Annotated in this window: 17 protein-coding genes and 2 pseudogenes; 14 read left to right on the top strand and 5 right to left on the bottom strand. The window is 72.5% G+C overall.

What is annotated here, in order from left to right; all coding sequences use genetic code 11:
* The first annotated feature begins 6 nt into the window (after positions 1-6).
* The gene (locus tag AB0I21_RS31375) at positions 7-960 is read left to right on the top strand and encodes a YafY family protein (RefSeq protein ID WP_360566551.1); all 954 of its coding nucleotides are present in this window, start codon (positions 7-9) and stop codon (positions 958-960) included.
* Between the two features lie 3 nt (positions 961-963).
* Here the strand turns inward: AB0I21_RS31375 and AB0I21_RS31370 are convergent, their stop codons facing one another.
* The 3 genes from AB0I21_RS31370 to AB0I21_RS31360 are packed head-to-tail and all read right to left on the bottom strand — an operon-like array spanning position 964 to position 2,800.
* Positions 964-1,275 carry a DUF5808 domain-containing protein gene (locus tag AB0I21_RS31370; RefSeq protein ID WP_344501255.1) on the bottom strand — a complete coding sequence of 104 codons (312 nt, stop codon included), beginning with the start codon at positions 1,273-1,275 and terminating at the stop codon, positions 964-966.
* Between the two features lie 32 nt (positions 1,276-1,307).
* The gene (locus AB0I21_RS31365; RefSeq protein ID WP_360566550.1) at positions 1,308-2,474 is read right to left on the bottom strand and encodes an RNA polymerase sigma factor; all 1,167 of its coding nucleotides are present in this window, start codon (positions 2,472-2,474) and stop codon (positions 1,308-1,310) included.
* On the bottom strand, positions 2,471-2,800 hold the full coding sequence (locus AB0I21_RS31360; protein WP_360566659.1) for a YciI family protein: 330 nt from the start codon (positions 2,798-2,800) through the stop codon (positions 2,471-2,473). Before AB0I21_RS31360 ends, AB0I21_RS31365 begins: the two co-directional genes overlap by 4 nt.
* Before the next feature lie 66 nt (positions 2,801-2,866).
* Here AB0I21_RS31360 and htpG point away from each other — a divergent pair, with 66 nt between their 5' ends.
* From htpG to AB0I21_RS31315, 9 genes and pseudogenes are all read left to right on the top strand, one after another.
* A complete protein-coding gene (gene htpG, locus AB0I21_RS31355; RefSeq protein ID WP_360566548.1) occupies positions 2,867-4,714 on the top strand; it encodes a molecular chaperone HtpG in 1,848 nt (615 codons plus the stop codon).
* Entirely contained in the window at positions 4,711-5,085 is a 375-nt protein-coding gene (locus tag AB0I21_RS31350) for a nuclear transport factor 2 family protein (RefSeq protein ID WP_360566546.1), read from the top strand. The genes htpG and AB0I21_RS31350 overlap by 4 nt, the downstream gene beginning before the upstream one ends.
* Before the next feature lies 1 nt (position 5,086).
* On the top strand, positions 5,087-6,250 hold the full coding sequence (locus AB0I21_RS31345) for an aminoglycoside phosphotransferase family protein (protein ID WP_360566544.1): 1,164 nt from the start codon (positions 5,087-5,089) through the stop codon (positions 6,248-6,250).
* Between the two features lie 38 nt (positions 6,251-6,288).
* The gene (locus AB0I21_RS31340) at positions 6,289-6,774 is read left to right on the top strand and encodes a hypothetical protein (protein ID WP_344501261.1); all 486 of its coding nucleotides are present in this window, start codon (positions 6,289-6,291) and stop codon (positions 6,772-6,774) included.
* 150 nt (positions 6,775-6,924) lie between these two features.
* Positions 6,925-8,298, top strand: coding sequence for a hypothetical protein (locus tag AB0I21_RS31335; protein WP_360566543.1), 1,374 nt, complete (start codon positions 6,925-6,927; stop codon positions 8,296-8,298).
* A pseudogene (locus AB0I21_RS31330) lies at positions 8,295-8,513 on the top strand (VWA containing CoxE family protein); the annotation flags it as partial. The gene AB0I21_RS31335 and the pseudogene AB0I21_RS31330, both read left to right, overlap by 4 nt.
* Before the next feature lie 477 nt (positions 8,514-8,990).
* Positions 8,991-10,049 (top strand): annotated as a pseudogene (locus AB0I21_RS31325) (VWA domain-containing protein); the annotation flags it as partial.
* Positions 10,050-10,059: 10 nt separating this feature from the next.
* Positions 10,060-11,172, top strand: a complete 1,113-nt coding sequence (locus tag AB0I21_RS31320) for an AAA family ATPase (RefSeq protein ID WP_360566541.1) — start codon at positions 10,060-10,062, stop codon at positions 11,170-11,172.
* Entirely contained in the window at positions 11,169-14,147 is a 2,979-nt protein-coding gene (locus tag AB0I21_RS31315) for a DUF5682 family protein (protein ID WP_360566540.1), read from the top strand. The genes AB0I21_RS31320 and AB0I21_RS31315 overlap by 4 nt, the downstream gene beginning before the upstream one ends.
* A 588-nt stretch (positions 14,148-14,735) precedes the next feature.
* On the opposite strand, the gene AB0I21_RS31310 is transcribed toward AB0I21_RS31315, so the two are convergent.
* Positions 14,736-15,716, bottom strand: coding sequence for a DUF1963 domain-containing protein (locus AB0I21_RS31310; protein ID WP_360566538.1), 981 nt, complete (start codon positions 15,714-15,716; stop codon positions 14,736-14,738).
* A gap of 102 nt (positions 15,717-15,818) precedes the next feature.
* Between AB0I21_RS31310 and AB0I21_RS31305 the strand changes: the two genes are divergently transcribed.
* Positions 15,819-16,508, top strand: coding sequence for a hypothetical protein (locus tag AB0I21_RS31305; RefSeq protein ID WP_360566536.1), 690 nt, complete (start codon positions 15,819-15,821; stop codon positions 16,506-16,508).
* Here AB0I21_RS31305 and AB0I21_RS31300 read toward each other — a convergent pair.
* Positions 16,505-16,873: a helix-turn-helix domain-containing protein gene (locus tag AB0I21_RS31300; RefSeq protein WP_344501268.1), complete on the bottom strand. Its 369-nt coding sequence runs from the start codon at positions 16,871-16,873 to the stop codon at positions 16,505-16,507. The genes AB0I21_RS31305 and AB0I21_RS31300 overlap by 4 nt on opposite strands.
* An 80-nt stretch (positions 16,874-16,953) precedes the next feature.
* On the opposite strand from AB0I21_RS31300, the gene AB0I21_RS31295 reads away from it, so the two are divergent.
* Genes AB0I21_RS31295 through AB0I21_RS31285 form a run of 3 tightly spaced genes read left to right on the top strand, consistent with a single transcriptional unit; the run spans position 16,954 to position 19,410 of the window.
* Positions 16,954-17,790 (top strand): SDR family oxidoreductase, encoded by an 837-nt coding sequence (locus tag AB0I21_RS31295; RefSeq protein WP_360566534.1) that lies wholly within the window; start codon positions 16,954-16,956, stop codon positions 17,788-17,790.
* Positions 17,791-17,839: 49 nt separating this feature from the next.
* Positions 17,840-18,334, top strand: a complete 495-nt coding sequence (locus AB0I21_RS31290) for a SigE family RNA polymerase sigma factor (protein WP_354889786.1) — start codon at positions 17,840-17,842, stop codon at positions 18,332-18,334.
* On the top strand, positions 18,331-19,410 hold the full coding sequence (locus tag AB0I21_RS31285) for a hypothetical protein (protein ID WP_360566532.1): 1,080 nt from the start codon (positions 18,331-18,333) through the stop codon (positions 19,408-19,410). Before AB0I21_RS31290 ends, AB0I21_RS31285 begins: the two co-directional genes overlap by 4 nt.
* The last annotated feature ends 92 nt before the right edge of the window (positions 19,411-19,502 follow it).

The raw sequence follows: 19,502 nt of genomic DNA, 5'->3' as shown, positions 1-19,502 counted from the left end.
AAGAACATGTCGACCGGCAAGGTGCTCGCGATGCTGGAGCTGCTCCAGGCGCAGCCCGGCCTGACCGGGCCCGAGCTGGCGCGCCGCCTGGAGGTCGACGGCCGCACGGTCCGCCGGTACGCCACCACCCTCGCCGACCTGGGCGTCCCGGTGCAGGCGGAGCGCGGGCGGTACGGCGGCTACCGGCTGCTGCCCGGGTACAAGCTGCCGCCGCTGATGCTGACCGACGACGAGGCGGTGTCGGTGGTGTTCGGCCTGCTGGCCGCGGAACGGCAGGGGGTGGGGGCGCCGGCGGCGCTGGCGAAGGTCGAGCGGGTCCTGCCGGCCAGGCTGCGCGAGCGGGTCCAGGCGGTCCGCGAGACGCTGGGGTTCACCGCCGTACACGCTGAGAAGAAGGCTCCGGTCGAGCAGCTGCTCGCGCTCGGCGAGGCGACCCGCGCGCACCGGCGGGTCCGGCTGGCATACCGGTCGTGGCGCGACGAGGACACCGAGCGCGACTTCGACCCGTATGGCGTCGTCGTCCACAACGGACGGTGGTACACCGCCGGGCACGACCACCGCAGCGGCGAGATCCGCACGTTCCGGCTGGACCGGATCCGGTCGATCACGAGCCTGCAGGTGTACTTCGAGCCGCCGGCCGACTTCGACGCCGTGGCGCACGTGCTGCGGAAGCTGGCGGCGGTGCCGTTCCGGCACGAGGTGGAGGTGGTGTTGCGCGCGGAGCTCGCCGACGCCGCGAGCCGGATCCCGCCGGCGGTCGGGACGCTCGCCGTGCACCCGGACGGCGTGCTGCTGACCTGCCGCGCCGAGCGCCTCGACGGCATGGCGCGGATGCTTGCCGGCCTCGGCTGGGACTTCACGATCAGGCGCCCGGAGGCGCTGCGCGACGAGGTGCGCGCGCTGGCCGCCCGCCTCGGCGAGAGCGCCGGGCGCCCCGTGGCTGAGGCGGCCGAAGGGTGAGCGTCAGTCCCGGGACAGGGCCGTGCTGAGCACCACGGACGCCACCAGCGAGCCGATCATCAACCAGACCAGCCGCCACGTCCACTTGTGGCCGAAGTTGAGTGTCCACCCGACGCCCTGCCGCTTCGGCACGAACAGCGCGGGGTCGTCCGGGTTGACGTAGAAGACGCCGCGCCACGCGCGCGGGTCGGCGCTCATCCCGCGCGCGTCGCCGCCGTCGCGACGCTTCGGTGCCGGGACCGCGACGATCGCAAGGGCGAGGACGGCGACCATGAAGGTGATCGCGAGGATCTCGGCCAAGGCTGCGTGGTTCACCATTCGAGCGTGCCACCGGTTGTCACGGTTCTTCAAGTGCGACGCGTCATAAGGTACGCCCGCTGCACATCGTTGCCGGCCAATGCGGCGGCCCGGCCGAACGCCTCCCGCGCCTCGGCGACGCGGCCGAGCCGGTTGAGCAGATCACCCCGCACGGCGTGAAACACGTGGTAGTCGGGCAGATCGAGGGCCTCGACCAGGGCCAGCGCCGCCTCCGGTCCGGTCACCTCGGCGACGGCGACCGCACGGTTGAGCGCCACGACCGGTGTGGGTGACAGGTGCAGCAGCTGGTCGTACAGGCGCAACACCTGCGGCCAGTCGGTGCTCGGCCCGTCGGTGTGGACGGCGTTGATCGCGGCCTGCAGCTGGTAGACGCCGGGGCGGTCGAGCTCCAGGCATTGTCTGACGAGTCCGTGGCCCTCCGCGATGAGGCCGGCGTCCCACTGGCCGCGGTCCTGGTCGCGCAGCAGGACGAGCGCCCCGTCCGGCCCGGTGCGCGCGGGTCGCCGCGCCTCGATGAGCAGCATCAACGCGAGCAGCCCGGTGACCTCGGGCTCGTCCGGCAGCAGCCGGTGCAGCAGGCGGCCGAGCCGGATCGCCTCCGCGCACAGGTCGTCGCGGACGAGCCGTTCGCCGGAGCCGGCGGTGTACCCCTCGTTGAAGATCAGATAGATGACGGCGAGGACGGGCGGCAGCCGCGCGGGGAGCTCCTCGTCCGACGGCACCCGGTAGGGGATGCGGGCGTCGCGGATCTTCTGTTTCGCCCGCACGACGCGTTGTGCGACGGTCGTCTCGGGCACGAGCAGCGCCTGCGCGATCTCCGCGGTGGACAACCCGCCGAGCAGCCGGAGCGCCAGTGGCACCTGCGCGCCCATCGACAGCGCCGGATGGCAGCAGGTGAAGATCAGCCGGAGCAGGTCGGGACCCTCCTCGGGAGGGCCGTGCAGCCGCGCCGCCTCCTGGTGCTTCCCGGAGCGCTTGGCCTCCCGGCGCAGCCGGTCGATCGCCCGGTTGCGGGCGGTGGTGATGATCCAGCCGGTGGGGCTCGGCGGCGGGCCTTCCGCGGCCCAGTGGGCGACGGCCGCGGCGAACGCCTCCTGCACCGCCTCCTCGGCGAGGTCGATGTCGCCGAGCAGCCCGACCAGGACGGAGACGGCGCGCCCGTACTGCTCCCGGAAGACCCGCTCCACCGAGGTCAACGGAAGGGCCGGACCTCGATCGGCAGCCGCGAGGCGCGCATCAACCTGTCCGCCCACGCAAGCGCCGCCGCGCGGTCCTCGACGGCGATGACGCAGAACCCGCCGAGATGCTCCTTGCCCTCGGCGAACGGGCCGTCGCTGACGAAGCCCGGCCGCAGCACGGTCGCCGTCGACGGCGGCAGGAGGCCACCGGAGAACACCCACACGCCGGCCTCGCGCACCTCCCGGTCGAACGCGGTCACGTCCGCGTCGATCGCCGCCATCTCCGCCGGCGACGGGGGCTCGCCCTCGCTGGGCTCGATCACGCTGAGCAGGTACTGCCGCATGGTCACCTTTCTACCCCAGCGTCCACGTATTCTTTTCTGCGGCATCTTCACGGAAGGGGATTTCAGGTGAGCAGCGAAACGCTGGAGTTTCAGGCCGAGACGCGGCAGCTCCTGCAATTGATGGTCCACTCGATCTACTCGAACAAGGACATCTTCCTGCGGGAACTGATCTCCAATGCGTCCGATGCCCTGGACAAGCTGCGCCTCGAGTCGCTGATCGACAAGGATCTGGAGGCCGACACCTCCGACCTGCACATCGCCCTCGAGGTCTCGGCCGAGGACCGGACGCTGACGGTCCGGGACAACGGGATCGGGATGTCCCGCGACGACGTCGTCCAGCTGATCGGCACGATCGCGAAGTCGGGCACGGCCGAGATGCTGCGCAAGATGCGCGAGTCGAAGGACGCCGCCGCGAAGCAGGAGCTGATCGGGCAGTTCGGGGTCGGGTTCTACTCGACGTTCATGGTCGCCGACAAGGTCACGCTGGTGACCCGGCGGGCCGGCGAGAAGGGCGGCACCCGCTGGGAGTCCGCCGGCGAGGGCACGTACGAGATCGAGCCCGTCGACGACGCGCCGCAGGGCACCTCGGTGACGCTGCACCTCAAGCCCGAGGACACCGACGACCAGCTGCACGACTACGCCGCGGACCGGAAGATCCGCGAGATCGTCAAGCGCTACTCGGACTTCATCGCCTGGCCGATCCGCCTCGGCGACTCCGACACGCCGCTGAACTCGATGAAGGCCCTCTGGGCGCGGCCGCGCAGCGAGGTCAGCGACGAGGAGTACCACGAGTTCTACAAGCACGTCTCGCACGACTGGACCGATCCGCTCGAGACGATCCACATGAAGGCGGAGGGCACGTTCGAATACGAGGCCCTGCTCTTCATCCCGTCGCGGGCGCCGTTCGACCTGTTCATGCGCGAGGGCAAGCGCGGCGTGCAGCTCTACGTGAAGCGCGTCTTCATCATGGACGACTGCGAGGCGCTGACCCCGCAGTACCTGCGCTTCGTGAAGGGCGTCGTCGACGCGCACGACCTGTCGCTCAACATCTCGCGCGAGATCCTGCAGCAGGACCGGCAGATCCAGGTCGTGCGGCGGCGCCTGGTGAAGAAGGTGCTCTCGACGCTGACCGAGATGCGCGAGTCCAAGGAGAAGTACCTCGGGTTCTGGGGCGAGTTCGGCCGGGCGCTCAAGGAAGGCCTGATCGACGACGCCGACAACCGCGACGCCCTGCTCGACCTGCTCCTCCTGCCGTCGACCGCGTCCGGCGAGCTGACCTCGCTGCGCGACTACGTGTCGCGGATGAAGGAGGACCAGAAGGACATCTACTACATGACCGGCGAGTCGCGGGCCATGGTCGAGCACTCGCCGCACATGGAGGCGTTCCTCGCCAAGGGCTACGAGGTGCTGATCCTCACCGACCCCGTCGACGAGGTGTGGGTCGAGCGGATCACCGAGTTCGACGGCAAGCAGCTGCAGTCGATCGCCAAGGGCCAGGTCGACCTCGGCGCCACGGAGACGCCGGCCGAGCAGCAGGAGGAGTTCGCGCCGCTGCTCAAGTGGCTCGGCGAGAAGCTCCAGGACGACGTGAAGGACGTGCGGCTGTCCTCGCGGCTCACCACGTCGGCGGCCTGCATCGTCGGCGACGAGCACGACATCACGCCGACGCTGGAGAAGATGTACCGCGCGATGGGGCAGGAGCTGCCGCGCACCAAGCGGATCCTGGAGCTGAACCCGACGCATCCGCTGGTCACGGGGCTGCGCTCGGCGTTCTCGGCCGCGCCTGACGACGAGGGGCTCGTGGAGACCGCGGAGCTGCTGCACGGGGTGGCACTGCTCGCCGAGGGCGGGGAGCTCGCGGATCCCGCGCGCTTCACCCGCCTGGTCGCGGACCGCCTGGCGCGTTCGCTGTGACGGCCCCGTCGGAGGACGGCCTGCGGGCCGCCGAGCGCCGCCTGCAGGCCGCGCAGCTGGTCGGCGACGTGGCGGTGCTGGACGAGGTGCTCGACGAGCGCCTGGTCTTCACCGGCCCCGACGGGCTGCTGTACGGCAAGGGCGACGACCTCCACCTGCACCGCTCCGGCGAGCAGAAGGTCACGAAGGTCGAGGAGGAGGACCTGATCGTCCTCGTCCACGACCGGACCGGGGTGACCTGCTTCCTGGGTCAGCTCGCCGGCACGTTCAAGGGCACCTCGTTCGCGGCGCGGATGCGGTACACGCGGACCTGGGCCTTCGCCGAGGAAACCGGATGGCGGCTGGTCGCCGCGCACGCCAGCATGCTGTGACATGAGGACCGTCTCCCTTGTGCTCGTCTCGTCCGGCGGCGACGTGCTCGGCGCGTTGCCGCCGTTCGAGGTCGAGATACCGTGGTGGTCGGAGATCGCGTCGGTGGTCTCCGCCGCCCGTGCGCGGTTCGGGGTGACGGTCACCGTGCTGCGGCTGCTGTCCACGTCGCTGCCGGAGCAGCCGGGCGGGTCGGTCACGTATCTCGCTTCCGCGCCTTCCGCGCCCGCGGGCGTGCTGCCGTTCTCCGGCATGTTGTCGTCGCATCCGTTGCGTGCTGCTTACGCGGCGGTGGGCGGGCCCACACGGTCACTCGAATGGGCTTCGTCACATATTTCCGAAATTTCGGACATGGTACAGGTGAAGACCTGGAACCTGTCGTCGCTGTGGCGGCTGGAGACCGGCGGCGGCACGGTGTGGCTCAAGGAGCTGCCCGCCTTCCTGCGTGCCGAGACCGCCGTGCTGAGCTGGCTCAACGCGGTGGCGCCCGGCGCCGCGCCGACCCTGCTCGCCGCCGACGGCGAGGGCCGCCAGCTCCTGTCGCACCTGGACGGCGAGGACCGCTTCGGCGCGCCCGAGGCCGACCGGCTGCCGATGGTCGACCTGCTGCACGACCTCCAGCTGCGGTTCCTGCGGGACCAGCCGGTGCTGCCCGGCATCCTCGACCGCCGCGGCGGCCTCCTCCTGGAGCAGATCACCGCGGCCGCCACCCCCTGGCTCGGCCGGATCGACGGGCTCGAGGCGGTCCTCGACGCGCTGCCCACGCGGCTGTCGGCCGTTGCCGCGTGCGGGGTGCCGGAGACGCTCGTCCACGGTGACTTCCACCCCGGCAACGTTCGTTCTGCGGCTCATGTACCGCCGGCGGTGCTGGACTGGGGCGACGCCTACCTCGGGCATCCCGGGTTCGACATCCTCCGGCTGTGCGGCGGTCTCGAGTCGTCCGAGGCGCTGCTGGCGCGGTGGTCCTCGTTGTGGCGCGCCGCCGTGCCCGGCTGCGACCCGTCACGGGCGGTGACGCTGCTGCGCCCTGTGGCCCCGCTGCTCGGCGCCGCCGTCTACGCCAACTTCCTCGCTAACATCGAGCCAGATGAATGGCCTTACCATGCCGAGGACGTCCCGAGCTGCTTGAAGGCCGCCGTCGGAAATTTTGTCGTACCGATGCTGTAGAACTACCGGCGTCAAGGATCGTCCGACGCTGGAGGTCGATGGCTGTGGACGTTGAGCGGCGCTCGGTAGCGCCCATCATCCCGCCGGTGAAGCCGCGCAAGCTGGCCAAGGTGCCGTTCGTCGAGCTGGCCGACGGGCGGTTGCAGGGGGTCGTGTCGAGCGGCTCCGACGTGGAGCGGGTCTATGTCTCCTCGATCGGGGCCGGCAGCCACGGCCTGAGCTGCAGCACCAACAACAACCGCCCCTGCGGCGGGCTGCGCGGGTCCTATCCGTGCAAGCACCTGCAGGCGCTGCTCGACGAGGCGGTGCTGCAGTATGGCGCCGACCGGGTCGCCCGCTATCTGCGCATCGACGCCGAGCCGGGCGCGAGCCTCGCCGGCGCGTTGCGCGCGCACCACGAGCCGTCCCCCGCGGCGACCGTGTTCAGCAGCTTCCTGCGCCACCTGGCCTATCTGGAGCTGCCCGACACCACGCAGCCCGTGCCCGAGCTGCACTGGTTCCCGTCGGTCGGGGCGGCCCGATGATGATGCCTGAGACCCACTCCGGGCGTGCCCCGGGGCTCCCGTCCCGGCCGGGTGGTCCGCTGCTGCTTGAGATCGCGCCGGGTGCGCCCGGGGCACCTGACCTGGCGGCTCGTCCGTCGGCGGCCCCGGGTCCGGCCGGGTGGTGCGCTGATGCTTGAGACCCAGCTCGGCGCATTGCTCGCCGACCCCGCCCCGGGCGTGCCCGAGGCCCTCGACCTGGCCGGCTCCGTCGACCAGGCCCTCGCCGACGGGCTCGCCAGGGTCTCCCCGTCCGTGTTCACGGGCCTCGCCGACGCGTTCGCCGGCAGCCCGCTGCGCGACAGGGTCGCCGAGGCCGCTGACAAGATCGCCGCCGGGTCGATCTCCGACGAGCACCTGCTCGCCCTGGCCGGCGCCCGGTCGGCGCTGTTCGGCGCCGTCCACGACGCGCTGCTCGCCCAGGCCGACGCGGCGCTCGGCCGCACCCGGCCGGCGTGGCCCGCCCGCGCCGGCGGCGACGTCGCGGCCGCCGGCAACCTGCTCGCGGGCAGCCGCTCCTGGCTGCGGGAGCTCGCGATCACCGGCTGGCGCGGCGTCGACCACGACCTGGTCACCACCGCCGGCCAGATCATCGCGGCGACCCTCGCCGAGCCGCGGCTGCGCCGCCTCGCGACGCTGCTCGACGGGCTCGCCGCGGAGCTGCGCGCGTGCAGCCCGATCGCCACCATGGACCGGCTGCCGCTGCGGCGCTGGGGCGACCTGTGGAGCCGCGCGATGCTCCTGGCCCAGGACGGCGGCCGGGCCACCGCGTCCGAGCCGGTCAGCGGCCGGCTCCTGCTGCTCGGCGCCGACGTCCACGAGCACGCGACCGCCGTGCAGATCCAGGTGCACGGCATCCTCGAGACCCCCGGCGCCGCGCCGCGCCTCGTGCGCACCAGCGTCGCCGCCGCGAAGGTCGACACGATCGTCGGGCCGGCCGTGTGGCGGCTGTTCGCGGGGCACCCGGTGCTGCTCGGCGCCCTCGCGGAGCGGCTGACCCTCGACGTCACCGACCTGCCGCTGCTCGACAGCGGCGACCTGGTCTGGAGCGACGCGCAGGCCAAGGCCGGGCCGCCCGCCGACCCGTTCGCCACCGCCCGGGTGCTGCTGCCCGGCGCGGTCGCACCGGCGGTGCCGCCGCTGGAGCGCCACCCGGCCCGCATCGGCGAGCCCGTCCTCGTCGAGGGCTATGCGGCCGACGGCGGCACGTTCACGCTCGGCGACCAGACGATCGCCGTCGACACGACGCGGCTGCCGTCGTGCGGGCCGCTGACCCCGCAGCTCGTCGCCGCCTCGCAGGCCTGCATCGGCCTGCTGCGGTGGGACGGCGGCTGGTCGTTGCAGCCGGTCGCGGTCCTCACCATGGTCAAGCGCCAGCCCGTGGCGACCCACACCACCGACTGGGCCCTCGGCCCCACCGACCCGAAGGTCGTCAAGGCGGCCGCCGCGGCCGGCGACGCGGTCGCCGTCCTGCGCGAGCGGGCCGGAAGGTTGCTGCGCCGATGAGCGACGAGAACCGTCGCCAGGTCCTCTACTGGCGGATGCTGTCCCGGGTCTTCCAGACCGACGAGCAACAGGCGCTGGAGGCGGCGAGCGTCGCCATCGTCGAGGACATCGGCCTGCCCCCGGCGCTGCTCGACCCCGCCGTCTCCGTCGACAACCTGGTCCAGCGCCATCCCGAGCTGGCCGGCGCCTTCGACGGCCTGATGACCCCGGCCGACCCGACCTCGGGCACTCCGGCGGGGCCTTCGGTGGCTACTGGTCCGGGCGCCTCCGTGGGCGCTGCGCCGGGCTCGCCCTCGGGCCCGCCGGCGGGCGCTGCCGCGGCCACTGGGCCGGGCTCTGCCGCGGCCACTGGGCCGGGCTCTGCCGCGGCCACTGGGCCGGGCGCTGCCGCGGCCATTGGGCCGGGCTCTGCTGCGGCTACCGGGCCGGGCGCTGTAGTGGGTTCTGGACCGGGGTCGCCCTCGGACGGTTCGGCGGGCACTGCACCCGGCGCGTCATCGAGCGGTTCGGCCGGCACCGGGCCGGAAGCCCCGGCGGGCGCCGGGGAAGACGACTCGCCGCGCGCCGGGGAAGACGCTTCGGCGGGCGCCGGGGAAGACGCTTCGGGGGGCGCTGGAGCAGCGGCGTTGCCAGGCACCCCGGCAGGCGCGGCTTCGGGCACCTCGCTGAGCGTGGTGGGCGCGGCGGGTGACGAGGTGCGGCGGGCGGCGCTGGTGTCCAAGCTGCTGATCAACGTGTTCGCGACCGGCAGCGGCAGTGTGAGCGCCGGGCAGCTGGCCAACTGGCAGGCCGACGCCGGGTGGTTCGAGCGGGCGCTCGGCATGAAGCCAGGGGAGCTGCGCGGCAAGCCCAACGCCGGCGGGCTCGCCGGGGTGCTGGGCGGGCTCGAAGGTGACCTGGTCAAGCGGATGCACCTGCGGGAGGTCCTGGCCAACCCGGCGCTCGCCAAGCAGCTGACGCCGAGCATGTCGCTCATCGAGCAGCTGCTGCGCGACAAGAGCAACCTGTCCGGCGTCGCCCTCGCCAACGCGAAGGCGCTGATCCGCCGGTTCGTCGACGAGGTCGCCGAGGTGCTGCGCACCCAGGTGCAGCAGAGCAGCGCCGGCGTGATCGACCGGTCCGTGCCGCCGAAGAGGATCTACCGCAACCTCGACCTCGAGCGCACCATCTGGAAGAACCTGACCAACTGGAGCCCCGACGACGAGCGGCTCTACGTCGACCGCCTCTTCTACCGGCAGACCGCGAAGCGCACCACGCCGGCGAGGCTCATCGTCGTGGTCGACCAGTCCGGTTCGATGGTCGACTCGATGGTCAACTGCACCATCCTCGCGTCGATCTTCGCGGGGCTGCCGAAGGTCGACGTGCACCTGATCGCCTATGACACGCGGGCGTTGGACCTGACGCCGTGGGTGCACGACCCGTTCGAGGTGCTGCTGCGCACGCGGCTCGGCGGCGGCAACGACGGGCCGGTCGCGATGGCGATGGCCCGTCCGAAGATCGCCGACCCGAGCAACACGGTGATGGTCTGGATCTCGGACTTCTACGAGTTCGACCGGTCGCAGCCGCTGCTGGAAGGCATCCAGGCGGTGCACCGCTCCGGCGTCAGGTTCATCCCGATCGGCTCCGTCAGCAGCGGCGGCCAGCAGAGCGTCAACCCGTGGTTCCGGCAGCGCTTCAAGGACATGGGCACGCCCGTGATCTCCGGCCACATCCGCAAGCTCATCACCGAACTCAAGAACTTCCTCGCATAGGAGACCCGACATGACCGACATGCTCCGCGCCCCCGCCGAGGTCAAGTATGCCGATGAGCTCGACTGGCTCGAGTCGATCGACGACGGGCCGAAGCCGTTCTCGTGGCGGTTGAGCCCCAAGATGGTCCGCCTGTTCGTGCTCGGTTCGGAGCGCGCGGACGGCCTCGACCGTGAGGTGTCGCAGAAGTGGTTCGGCGACCGCAGCTTCGTCGAGCGCAGCATCGTGACGCTCGCGTCCGACCGCGGCCTGCTGCTCATCGGCGACCCCGGCACCGGCAAGAGCTGGCTCGCCGAGCTCCTCGCGGCGGCCATCTCCCGCAACTCGACGCTCGTCGTGCAGGGCACCGCCGGCACGACCGAGGACCACATCAAGTACTCGTGGAACGTCTCGATGGTCATCGCCAAGGGCCAGTCCCGCGCGTCGATGATCCCGTCGCCGATCATGACGGCGATGGAGCGGGGCGTCATCGGCCGGTTCGAGGAGCTGACCCGCTCCACCAGCGACGTGCAGGACGCGCTGATCTCGATCCTGTCCGAGAAGTACGTGTCGATCCCCGAGCTCGACGACGACAACATCGTGTTCGCGCAGCCCGGCTTCTCGATCATCGCGACCGCGAACAGCCGGGACCGCGGCGTCAACGACCTGTCGTCGGCCCTCAAGCGCCGGTTCAACTTCGTGCGCATCCCCGTCGTGACCAACAAGCGCAGCGAGGCGGAGATCGTCCGGTTCCGCACCACGGAGCTGCTGCGCCGGCACCAGATCGAGCTCGACGTGCCGCCCAACCTGCTCGACATCCTGCTGCAGAGCTTCGCCGACCTCCGCACCGCGGCGGCATCGGCGACCAGTGACGACGAGAAGCTCGAGTCGGCGCTGTCGACCGCCGAGCAGATCGGCGTGCTGGAGGACGCGATCCTGCACAGCACGTTCTTCGGCGACCGGACCCTGCGGGCGCAGACCCTCGCCGGTTCGCTCGTCGGGTCGCTCGCCCGCCGCAGCCCCGAGGACCTCGCGATTCTCAACAAGTACTGGCACGGCGTCGTCGAGCCGCGCAGCAAGCAGGACGGCGGGGACTGGCCGGCCTTCCTCGAAGGCGGCCGCGAGGCGATCGCCACCTTGTCATGAGCGAGCCGTTCGGGGCCTTGCGGCAGCAGCTGGTCGAGGCGGCGACCGCGTTCGCCGGCTCGCCCGGCGCCGTGCCCGGGATCCTCTCCGGGATCGTGGACGACGTCGACCGGGCGCTGCGCGAGGAGCTGGAGATCTTCCCGGTCTGCCACCACTCGCCGGCGTCCGCCCTCGCCATGGTCCGCAGGCTGCGCGAGAAGCAGCCCAAGGTGATCTACCTGGAGCTGTGCGAGGACCTGGCACCGCTGCTGACGGAGCTGCGCAACTGCCGGCTGCCGGTGGCGTTGCAGGCGTTCGCGTCGGAGCTGGACACGTTCCCGAAGGACTGGGGGCCGCTCAGCGTCATCGCGCCGATCACCGAAGCGTCCGCCGAATACCAGGCGATCGCGTACGCGCTGGAGACCCCCGGCGTCGAACTGGTGCTGGTCGACCGCTCCACCGACCACGTCTTCCAGTGGCAGCCGCGTACCTCCGGCGCGTCCGGCGAAGAAGCCCCGGCCGACGCCGAGCCGTCCGGCGCCGGGTCGGGTGTCGCGCCGTCCGAGGCCGACGCGTCGGACGCCGAGGACGCCGGCGCGCTGCACGGCGACGCGGTCGGCATCGAGATCGGCGACCTGCGGCCGCGCTTCGCCGAGCTGGAGACGCACCTGCTGCACCACGGCAAGGTGCGGCACTGGTCGGAGTGGTGGGACCAGTACGTCGAGCAGCCGCTCGTCGACGCCGACTACGCCACGTACCGGCAGGTCATGGTGCTGATCGGCAGCCTCTTCCGGCGGCTGGCGCCCAGCGACACCGAGCGGGTCACGGTCGACGAGGACCGCGAGCGCTACATGTGGACCCGCATGCGAGAGCACCTCGCCACCTCCGGCGTCGACCGGGCCGACTGCCTGTACGTGTGCGGCGCCTTCCACGCCGCCAGCCGGGTCGAGCAGTTCGGCACCGGACCGGACGCGGCGCCGTTCGAGATCAGCCCACGCACCGCGACGAAGTGGCTGTACGGGCTGATCCCGTCCAGCCACTCGGCGATCGAAGGCCAGTTCGGGCTCGCCTCCGGCTCGGTGTCGATCGCGGCGGCGACCTGGGCCAAGGCGGTCAGCCGGTCGAAGCTCGCCACGTTTCAGCTCGAGGGGCAGCGCGGCGGCAAGAAGAAGCCCGCCCGCCCGGCCGCCGCGCCGGTCGAGACGGCTCCCGTCGCCGACCAGCTGACCCAGTTCCTGGCCAGCCCGCCCGACCTGCACGGGTTCGACGAGGAGGAGCTGCTCGGCTGGTCCGTCGACATCGTCCGGCTGGCCCGGCGCAACGGGTACCTCGCCAGCACCGCCGACGCGATCGCCGTCTTCGAGACGTCGATCCTGCTCGCCGGCATGCGCAACCGGGCGCGGCCCACGCCGTACGACTTCCAGGACGCGGCCGTCACCTGCATCGAGAAGGACGTGGTCCCGGGCCGGCGCGACGTGCGGCGGCTCTGCGAGATCCTGCTCGGCGGCGACCGCGTCGGCCAGGTCGGCTACGAGGCCCTGCCGCCACTGGCTCGCGACGTCTACGACCGGCTCGCCCCGATCGGCCTCGACCTGCGCAAGAGCACGGTGCAGCGGGCGCTGCTCGACCTCAACGGGCAGCCCGAGCTGGTTCCCTGCTCCCATCTGCTGTGGATGCTGCGATACCTGCTGCCCGACGGCGCCGTCCGGCCGATCATGGGCTCGCGGCGGCTCGGCGAGCGGTCGGTCCAGGAGAGCTGGGACCTCTCGATCGGCAAGCATCAGCGGTACATCATCGAGCTCGGCTATGAGGGCGTCACCGTCGAGCAGGTCGTGGAGCGCAGGCTCCGCCGGTCCGTGTACGCGCCCGACGCGACCGCCGCCGTCGCCCTGCGCGCCGTCGAGGACTCGATCCTGTTCCTCGGCAGCCGCAGGTTCACCGACGAGCTCGGCGCGCGGGCCGTCGAGCTGCTCTCCGCCGAGCGCACCGTCGACGACGCCCCCGACGTCCTGCGGCGCATCCGCCGGCTGCTGGCGCACTACCGGTCGACCGAGCCGGAGCTGCCGTCGTGGTGCGCGTCGTTCGTCACCACCGGCTACGCGCACTACTGCACGCTCCTGCCGACCGCGTTCGTCGACGACGAGACCGGGGTCCGGCAGGTCGGCGCGATGCTCGGCTTCCTCTTCACCATGGAGGGACTGGCGCTGTCGCTCGGCTGCGACCGGGCCCAGCTGGAGCTCGCCGTCCGGCAGTCGCACCCCGAGTCGCCGGCGAAGGTCGCGCTGCTCTGGGCCGCGCAGCACCAGCTCGGCCTGCTGCCCCTGGCGGACCTGCGGGCCCGCTGCGCCGACCTGCTGGGCAACCCGCTCGTGGTGCCGACGTTCCCGCAGTACCTGAGCGGGTTCGTCCAGGCGCTGGAGCCGGTGCCGAAGCTGGCCGCGTTCGTGGTCGAGGTGATGTCGGACGCGTTCGCCCACCTGCCCGACCCGGTCCTGCTGCCGTGGCTCCCGACGCTCATCACCACGCTGCGCGACCAGGCGGGCGAGCTCGTGCCCGTCCTGATCCGCGAGGCCGGCCGGACGTTCCCCGGCACCCTGCCCGCCGTCGACGCCTGGGCCCCGCCCTGGACCGTCACCGCGCCTGCCCCGGGTGCCGCGGCCCACGGCGGCGGTGCCATCGGCGACCTCGGTGACCTTTTCGGAGGCGGCGACGGGTTCGGGCCCGGGTCGGAGCGGTGGGACGCGGCCGTGCCGGTCATGCGGCTGCTCGCCGGGCACCCTTCGGCGGCTGACGGGATCGCCGGCGTGCTCGGGGTCCCGGGTGCCGGCGGCGAGAGCCCCGGCTGGTCGGACCTCGAACTGCTCGCGGCGTCCGCCGCCCCGGGGCAGGCGTCCGCCGTGAGCTCGGCGGGTCCGGGGCCGTCCGCCGTGCGGGCGCTGCTCGCCGACCACCCCGCGACGGGGGAAGCCCTGGGGGTGCTCTTGGCGGTGGGGTGACAGCGAGGCCGCACCGGTCGGGGCTACGCGATCCCGAGGCCGTGCGGTCGGGCTACGCGACTTCGAGGCAGCGGCGGGCGGCGGTGCGGTCGCCGGTCGGGCGCTGCGGCCTCGAGGTCGCGGTGGTGAGGTGCTCCGGTGGCAGGGCCGGCAGATCGGGGCGACGCGGCCTTGAGGCCGTGGTGGTGAGGTGGCCGGTGGCGGGGGCGTGCCGGTCGGGCTTCGCGACTTCGAGGTAGCGGCGGGCGGCGGTGAGGTTGCCGGTCGGGTGCTGCGGCCTCGAGGTCGCGGTGGTGAGGTGCTCCGGTGGCAGGGCCGGCCGGTCAGGCGACGCGGCCTTGAGGTCGCGGTGGTGGGGCAGCCCCGGTGGCGAGGCCGGCCGATCGGGGCGGCGCGATCTTGAGGCCGTGGTGGTGAGGTGGCCGGTGGCGGGGGCGTGCCGGTCGGGCTACGCGGCTTCGAGGTAGCGGCGGTGCGGCCTTGAGGTCGCGGTGGTGAGGTGCTCCGGTGGCAGGGCCGGCCGGTCAGGCGATACGGCCTTGAGGTCGTGGTGGTGAGGTGGCCGGTGGCGGGGGTGTGCCGGTCGGGCTACGCGGTCTCGAGGTAGCGGCGGGCGGCGGTGAGGCGGCCGGCGGCGAGGTCGGCTTCGGGGAGCCAGAAGGAGACGTTGACGACCTCGCCCCAGGCGGTGCCCGGCTCGGCCTCCAGCTGGAGGAGCGGGCGCAGGCCCGGCAGGTGCAGGAACGCGTCCCGCTGCCAGCCGAGCACCTGGTGGCGGGGCGGCCGGCCGGCGGTGTCCTCGGCGTGTTCGCGGGCGGTCATCGCGGCGATCGGGTCGAGGGCGAAGACGTGGGCGAGGGCGGGCGCGTCGTACGGCGGGACGGACCCCACCCGGTCCGCCGCCAGGCACAGCGGCGGGACGACCAAGGTGCCCGGCGGTGCGGGGCGCGGGGGCAGCCCGGCCGGGACGTGCAGGACCCGGCAGCCGTCGTCGAGGGCGTCGCCGAACCGGCCCTCCGCGGCGGTGGACGACCCGTCGCGGAGGAGCGGCCGCAGGTCCTCGAACCGGTCGGCGGTGGAGCGCTCCTCACCGGGGAGCGGCCGCGCATCCCCGGACCGGCCCGCGGCGGAGGACTCGTCGCGGGAGAGCGGCTGCGCGTCAACGAACCGGCCCGCGGCGGAAGACTCATCGCGGAAGAACCGCTGCGGGCCGGTGACGGAATCGTTGCGGGGGGACGGCTGCCCGTTCCTGAACCGGCCCGCTCCGGAGGAGTCCCTGAACCGGTCGGCGGTGGAGGAGTTCCCGGACCGGGCGGCAGCGGGGGGCTCCTCGTGGAAGAAGAGCAGCTCGCCGGTGCGGGGGAGGGTCCAGGTGTCCGGGAGCACGGCGGCGAGGTCGGCGCAGTCGAGGCGGGCGAGCAGGACCATGGGGGTGCCGTGGTGGGTGGGCCATTCGGTCCCGCGGGGCAGGCCGGGCAGGCCGCCGTAGCGGTGGGATCGGGTCGCGGCGGCTTCTGGGATCACCGTGAGGGCAGCCGCCGGCTCGATCAGGGACTCGAACAGGTGCATGCGGTGAACCTCGCGGGCGGGGAGGTGCGGAGCGGACAAGCGGCGCGGCAGGTGGCGCGGCGCCGGGAAGCGGAACTGGCACCGGGACTTTAGCGTGGATGTATGGACTCCTCGGCCATCGTCATCGGTGGTGTCGCCTGTTTCGGGGTGGCGATCGTGCTGATCGTCGTCACGGCGGTGGTGTCGGCGCGGCGGGAGCGGGAGCGGGTCGAGGCGCTGCGGGTGTGGGCGAAGCGGCACGGTTGGCAGGTCGTGGTGAGGCCGCAGGTCGACTGGGGACGGCGGATGCCGGGGCGGAACCGGCGGGGCGTGTCGCTCGCGCTGTTCAGCACGGTGGGCGGGCGCCCGGTGAGCATCGCCGACTACTCGTACACGACCTCGTCGACCTCGACGGATGCCAACGGGACGACGCACACCACGACGACCACGCACCATCATGTCGCGGTGGTGGTGCGGCTGCGGATGCCGCGGCCGACGGTGGCCGTGCACAAGCGGGGCGGCGGGTCGAAGCTGTGGCGGTCGCTGTTCGGGGACAAGGCGACGGCGATCGGTTTTGAGGCGTTCGACGGCGCCTACCGGGTGAACGCGAGCGACCCGAGCCTCGTCAGAGCGGTGATCGGCGGCCAGCTCGTGGCGGAGCACGTCGCCGGGTGGCTGCCGGACTGGAGCGTCGAGGGCAACGAGCTGCTGACGTTCTTCCAGGGGCGGCTCGGCGCGCCGGACAACATCCCAGGGCAGGTCGCGCCGCTGCTGAGGGTCGCGGACCTGATCGAGACCCACGCCAGGAGCTAGAGCGCGTCGTAGCGGGCCTGCGCGGCGGAGATCCCCGGCATCTCGGACTCCACGAGGTCGATCAGCTCCATGAGTTTCGTCGCGATCCGGCGGCCGGTGTCGGTGAGGCTGTACTCGACGCGGGGCGGGATCGTGCTCTGCACCGTGCGCAGGACCAGGCCGTCGCGCTCGAGGGCGTGGAGGGTCTGCGACAGCATCTTCTCGCTCACGCCGTCGACGCGGCGGCGCAGCTCGTTGAACCGGTGCGTGCCGCCCAGCAGCGCCGCCATCGACAGGATGCCCCAGCGGCCGGCGACCGTGTCCATGACGGGTCGCGACGTGCAGTTCCTGGCGAAGACGTCGAAGACCAGCTCCTCGTACGACATGAGACAACGGTAACTCAAGGTTTGCACTTTCCAGAAGTTAGTGCTTACTGTGGGAGAGTAACCAGGACGAGGGAGTTCTCATGACCATCACCGTCACCGGCGCCACGGGGCAGCTCGGCCGCCTGGTCGTCGACCAGCTCAGGCAGCGGGGCGTCGACCCGGTCGCCGCGGTTCGCGACACCACGAAGGCCGGCGGCAGGCACGCCGACTACGACAAGCCGGAGACGCTCGTGCCGGCGTTCGAGGGCACCGACCGGCTGCTGTTCATCTCCGGCAGCGACGCCGGCCGGCGGCTCGAGCAGCACCGGGCCGTCGTCGACGCCGCCGTGAAGGCGGGTGTGGGCCACATCGTCTACACGAGCATCACCAGGGCCGACACGTCGGCGAACCCGCTCGCGCCCGAGCACAAGGCGACCGAGGAGCTCATCGTCGCGTCGGGGCTGCCGTACACCTTCCTGCGCAACAACTGGTACTTCGAGAACTACACGGCCGGCCTGGCCACCGCGCTGCAGCACGGCGTGATCCTCGGCGCCGCGGGCGAGGGCCGCGTCGCCGCCGCGACCCGCGAGGACTTCGCCGAGGGTGCCGTCGCGGTGCTCACCGGCGAGGGGCACGAGGGGAAGATCTACGAGACCGGCGGCGACGCCACCATGTCGCTCACCGACCTCGCCGCCGAGGTCACCGCGCAGTCCGGCACCAAGGTGGTGTACCGGGACCTGCCGGCCGACGACTACGCGCAGGCGCTGATCGGGTTCGGGCTGCCGGAGCAGTTCGCGCGGCTGCTGGCCGCGGCCGACGCGTCGATCGCCGCCGGTAGCCTCGACGTGCCCGGCGCCGACCTGTCGACGCTCATCGGCCGCCCCACCACGACCCTCGCCGACGCGGTGGCGGAGGCGCTGAAAAGTCTGAAGAGCTAGGGAACGCATCGGCGCCCCCAGGCGTGTGTGTGCTGTGGGGACGCCAGTCATGACCGCGACAAGCAACGACTTCGAGTCGTTCTACCGGTTCGAAGCCGATCGGCTCTACCGCGCGCTCGCCGTCACCCTCGGCGATCCGCAACTGGCCCGCGAGGCCGCGGATGAGGCGATGGCACGCGCCTACGCCCACTGGGGCCGGGTCCGTGACCACGACAACCCGGGTGGATGGGCGTTCCGCGTCGGACTCAACTGGGCCACCTCCTGGTGGCGCAAGGTCCGGCGGGAGCGCCCGCTGCCGTATCCGGACCCCGACGCGGGCGCCGTCGGCGGCGTGAAGGAAGGGCCCGACACGCATGCCGGCGCCCTCGCCGCGCTGCGCCGGCTGCCGCTGCCGCAGCGGGCCGTGATCGTCTGCCGGGTCCTGCTGGACCTGTCCACCGTGGAGACCGCCACCGTGCTCGGCGTCGCCGAGGGCACGGTCAAGAGCCGGATGGCGCGCGGCCTAGCCGAGCTGCGCCAGTCGCTGGGTGAGGAGCAGGGATGACGACCGGAGACATCACCGAGGTGATCCGCCGCGCCGCCGATGCGCTGCCCGCCGCGGATTCGGATCTGGATGCTGTGCTGCGAAGGCACCGCCGCAACCGCCGGCGCAAGGCGACGGCCGCGCTCGGGGCGGTCGCCGTGACGGCCGTGGCGGCCATCGCCGCAATCGTCGCGATCAATCCGGACGGGACGGCCGTCGGGCCGGCAGCCCAAAGCCGGACAACCCAGGACCTGGCCCTAGGGCAGATGCAGCGCCTGCCGCTCAACGCCGGCTGGGCGCTGGGGCCGGACAAGAGCGGCGGCAAGGTCACGGTCCCGCAGGTGCGCGCGCTGTACGAGCTCGGCGCCGACAGGCAGCTGGACGGCACCCCCGTCCCCGAGATCGTCGACGACGTCCGGGCCTGGGTCCCGCTCGACGACGGCCGCTCCGTGGTCCTCGGCGGCAAGAACCTCAAGCCCGGCGTCAGCCGCGAGGACGGCCCCGACGTCAGCGACTTCGCGATCCGCCTGCTGGTGCTGGACGCCGGCGGGCAGGTCGGCCTGCAGCGGGAGGTGCGCGTCCAGGGCCAGGACGTCGAGCTCCTCGGCGCCACCGCGACGACCGCCTACCTGTACCGCACCCCCGGCCGGATCATGGCCCACGACCTCGCGACGGGTGCCGAGCAAAGGCTCACGGGCCTCGAACCGGTGCCCTCCTGGGAGACGCACAGCCTGACGGTCCAGGGTGGCCTGCTCCTCGCGGCCCCGCATGCGTCATGCGGGCTGACGGCCGCCGCGCTGGACACCGGAAAGCAGCTGTTCGCCGCATACCTGCCCTGCGCGGCGACGCGGGTCATGCGGCTCTCGCCCGACGGCCGCACCCTCGCGGTGGCGCTGAGCGACCCCGCAGGGGTCGTGACCCTGTTCAGGATCGACGTCGCGACCGGGAGGGTCGGCACGACGCCGGTCACGCGGGGCGAGAGGTCCGGCGTGCTCGGCGTGGGCTGGGCCGGAGGCACCGTCCGGGTGGTGTGGCTGCGCCTGCCCGCGACCGGCGCGCACCCGCTGAGCGAGGAGCTCCGGGTCACGGACGTCTAGGGCGCGTTTCATAACGGGTCAGAGCCACTCGCCGATGATGGTGATGGTGAGGACTGCCTGCCAGCGGACGGCGAGTTTGTCGTACCGAGTGG

The organism is Dactylosporangium sp. NPDC050588 (assembly GCF_040654975.1).
Lineage (GTDB): Bacteria > Actinomycetota > Actinomycetes > Mycobacteriales > Micromonosporaceae > Dactylosporangium > Dactylosporangium maewongense.
Note: the sequence above shows the minus strand (reverse complement) of the source record. Positions and strands in the feature narration are given on the sequence as shown.

What these genes read in the sequence shown, in the direction of transcription:
- AB0I21_RS31360 (WP_360566659.1), bottom strand. Translation starts at nt 2,800, where the DNA reads ATGCGGCAGTACCTGCTCAGCGTGATCGAGCCCAGCGAGGGCGAGCCC.
- AB0I21_RS31315 (WP_360566540.1), top strand. Translation starts at nt 11,169, where the DNA reads ATGAGCGAGCCGTTCGGGGCCTTGCGGCAGCAGCTGGTCGAGGCGGCG.
- AB0I21_RS31340 (WP_344501261.1), top strand. Translation starts at nt 6,289, where the DNA reads ATGGCTGTGGACGTTGAGCGGCGCTCGGTAGCGCCCATCATCCCGCCG.
- AB0I21_RS31290 (WP_354889786.1), top strand. Translation starts at nt 17,840, where the DNA reads ATGACCGCGACAAGCAACGACTTCGAGTCGTTCTACCGGTTCGAAGCC.
- AB0I21_RS31375 (WP_360566551.1), top strand. Translation starts at nt 7, where the DNA reads ATGTCGACCGGCAAGGTGCTCGCGATGCTGGAGCTGCTCCAGGCGCAG.
- AB0I21_RS31305 (WP_360566536.1), top strand. Translation starts at nt 15,819, where the DNA reads ATGGACTCCTCGGCCATCGTCATCGGTGGTGTCGCCTGTTTCGGGGTG.
- AB0I21_RS31345 (WP_360566544.1), top strand. Translation starts at nt 5,087, where the DNA reads ATGAGGACCGTCTCCCTTGTGCTCGTCTCGTCCGGCGGCGACGTGCTC.
- AB0I21_RS31295 (WP_360566534.1), top strand. Translation starts at nt 16,954, where the DNA reads ATGACCATCACCGTCACCGGCGCCACGGGGCAGCTCGGCCGCCTGGTC.
- AB0I21_RS31320 (WP_360566541.1), top strand. Translation starts at nt 10,060, where the DNA reads ATGACCGACATGCTCCGCGCCCCCGCCGAGGTCAAGTATGCCGATGAG.
- AB0I21_RS31300 (WP_344501268.1), bottom strand. Translation starts at nt 16,873, where the DNA reads ATGTCGTACGAGGAGCTGGTCTTCGACGTCTTCGCCAGGAACTGCACG.
- AB0I21_RS31310 (WP_360566538.1), bottom strand. Translation starts at nt 15,716, where the DNA reads ATGCACCTGTTCGAGTCCCTGATCGAGCCGGCGGCTGCCCTCACGGTG.
- AB0I21_RS31335 (WP_360566543.1), top strand. Translation starts at nt 6,925, where the DNA reads ATGCTTGAGACCCAGCTCGGCGCATTGCTCGCCGACCCCGCCCCGGGC.
- AB0I21_RS31285 (WP_360566532.1), top strand. Translation starts at nt 18,331, where the DNA reads ATGACGACCGGAGACATCACCGAGGTGATCCGCCGCGCCGCCGATGCG.